Origin of the sequence: Microbacterium sp. BF1 (assembly GCF_019279095.1) — a bacterium.
GTDB classification, from domain to species: Bacteria; Actinomycetota; Actinomycetes; order Actinomycetales; family Microbacteriaceae; genus Microbacterium; species Microbacterium maritypicum.
The window spans coordinates 1-1,987 of sequence record NZ_JAGYWT010000453.1 but is presented as its reverse complement, the minus strand read 5'-3'; the positions used below and the strand labels follow the sequence as shown (position 1 = coordinate 1,987).

The window sequence follows — 1,987 nt, the reverse complement described above, 5'->3', positions numbered from 1 at the left end:
GACGCCTTCGCAGTGAGCGCGAGCGACCCCATGGTGCGACCGTGGAAGCCGTTGTCGAGCGCGAGGATGCGCGGCCGCTCGGTGCCGCCGTGCAGCCGGGCGAGCTTGAAAGCGGCTTCGTTGGCCTCGGCGCCCGAGTTCGAGAAGAACACCCTGCCGTCGATACCGGCCCCCGCGAGACGCTTGAGCCGTGCGGCCAGGGCGAGCTGGGGCGGGGTGGCGAAGTAGTTGGACACATGGGCGAGCGTGGCCGCCTGGGTCGAGACCGCCTTCACGAAGGCCGGGTGCGCGTGTCCGAGAGAGGTCACCGCGATACCCGCCAGGAAGTCGAGGTGGCGTCGGCCGTCGGCATCCCACAGGTAAGAGCCCTCACCGCGGACCAGCAGCGCGAGCCGCTCCCCTGCGTTGAGCACGAGATCGCGTGCCGCATCCTCCTGCCAGACGGTCATCCCGTCACCTCCGACTTCCCCAGGACCACTTCGGTCCCGATTCCCTTGCTGGTGAAAAGTTCGACGAGCACCGAATGCGGCACCCGTCCATCGATGATCGCTGCCGCGTCGACGCCGCCCTCGACCGCGTCGAGGCACGCCCGCATCTTCGGGATCATCCCCGACTCGAGCTTCGGCAGCATCTCGATGAGCGCTTCCGATGTCAGATGCGAGACGAGCGAGTCACGGTGGGGCCAGTCGGCGTAGAGCCCCGGCACATCCGTGAGGATCACGAGCTTGCGCGCGTGCAACGACACCGCGAGGGCGGCGGCTGCGGCATCCGCGTTGACGTTGAGCGACTGACCGGGGTGGTCGAGGTCGGGCGCGATGCTCGACACCACCGGGATGCGCCCGGCTGCGAGGTGGTCGAGCACGGGGGTCGGATCGACCTCGACGACATCGCCGACGCGTCCGAGGTCGACCTCTTCCCCGTCGATCACGACACCGCGGCGGCGTCCGCCGAAGAGGCCGGCATCCTCACCGCTGAGACCTGTCGCGATCGGACCGTGCGAATTGATCTTGGAGACGAGCTGCGGGTTGACCTGGCCGGTGAGGACCATGCGCACGACGCTGATCGCCTCGGTGTTCGTGACGCGGTAGCCGCCCTTGAACTCACTGGGGATCTCGAGACGCTGCAGCATGTTCGAGATCTGCGGACCACCGCCGTGCACGACCACCGGCATCACTCCGACATAGCGGAGGTAGGCGATGTCCTGCGCGAAGGCGTCTTGCAGCTCCTCCGACACCATCGCGTTCCCGCCGTACTTGATGACGACGATCTGGTCGCGGAACTTCTTCAGCCACGGCAGCGACTCGATGAGGGTGGTGGCCTTCTGCGCGGCGACCTCGGCCGGGGTGTCCTGGATGTCGGTCATGAGGCGTACGCGCTGTTCTCGTGCACGTAGTCATGGGTGAGGTCGTTGGTGAGGACGGTGGCCGTCGCCTCGCCGACCTTGAGGTCGATCACGAGGTGCGTCGCGCGCGGGGTGAGGTCGACCTCTTCGCGAGGACGGTCGGGACCGCCTTCGGTGCACACCCGGACGCCGTTCATCCAGACGTCCACGTCGTAGGGGTCGAACTGCGCGCTCGTGGTGCCGATCGCCGCGAGCACACGTCCCCAGTTGGGGTCGTTGCCGAAGATCGCGGCCTTGAAGAGGTTGTTGCGCGCGACGGACCGGCCGACCTCGACGGCGTCCTGCTCCGACACCGCGTGCTGCACCTCGATCGTGATGTCGTGGCTCGCGCCCTCGGCATCGCCCTGCAGCTTGACCGCGAGCTCCTGGCACAGCTCGGTGAGCGCTGCGGCGAAGTCGTCGAGGTCCGGCACGACGTCGGATGCGCCGTTGGCGAGGAGGGTCACCTGATCGTTCGTCGACATGCAGCCGTCGGAGTCGAGGCGGTCGAACGTCCGGCCCGTCGCGCGGCGCAGCGCCTCGTCGGCCTGAAGCGGCTCGAGGACCGCATCGGTGGTGAGCACCACCAGCATCGTGGCGAGGCCG

Annotated in this window: 3 protein-coding genes; all 3 read right to left on the bottom strand. The window is 68.1% G+C overall.

Going from position 1 to position 1,987, the window contains the following annotated elements:
- Positions 1 to 449 (bottom strand): aminotransferase class III-fold pyridoxal phosphate-dependent enzyme (locus KZA10_RS13540; RefSeq protein ID WP_218683138.1); only part of this gene is annotated, 449 nt, incomplete at its 3' end.
- Positions 446 to 1,363, bottom strand: coding sequence for an acetylglutamate kinase (gene argB, locus KZA10_RS13535; RefSeq protein WP_017828581.1), 918 nt, complete (start codon positions 1,361 to 1,363; stop codon positions 446 to 448). The genes argB and KZA10_RS13540, both read right to left, overlap by 4 nt.
- On the bottom strand, positions 1,360 to 1,987 hold a 628-nt coding region (locus KZA10_RS13530), incomplete at its 5' end, for a bifunctional ornithine acetyltransferase/N-acetylglutamate synthase (protein WP_218683137.1). The genes KZA10_RS13530 and argB, both read right to left, overlap by 4 nt.